Source organism: Halomonas sp. ND22Bw, assembly GCF_003011945.1.
Lineage (GTDB): Bacteria > Pseudomonadota > Gammaproteobacteria > Pseudomonadales > Halomonadaceae > Halomonas > Halomonas halophila.
On sequence record NZ_PXWD01001938.1, the window covers coordinates 1 to 230 of the forward strand.

1 pseudogene is annotated in these 230 nt (G+C 67.8%); it reads right to left on the bottom strand.

What is annotated here, in order from left to right:
* Nucleotides 1–230 (bottom strand): annotated as a pseudogene (locus CVH10_RS25050) (bifunctional tetrahydrofolate synthase/dihydrofolate synthase); the annotation flags it as partial.

Genomic DNA, 230 nt, shown 5'->3' on the forward strand with positions numbered 1-230 from the left:
GAACTCGAAATAGGTCAGCGGAATCTCGGCGCGCGCGGCCTCGACGGCCTCGAAATGCGGCACCAGCAGCGCGCCGTCGATGGCCTCGCCCTTCAGGCGCAGGCGCTCCTCGAAATGCACGAGATGCGGCGAGATGAAGACGGCCGTGCGGTAGCCGGCATGCCCGAGGATCGACTCCAGCATCGCGCAGGTCGAGCCCTTGCCGTTGGTGCCGGCGACCGTGATCACCG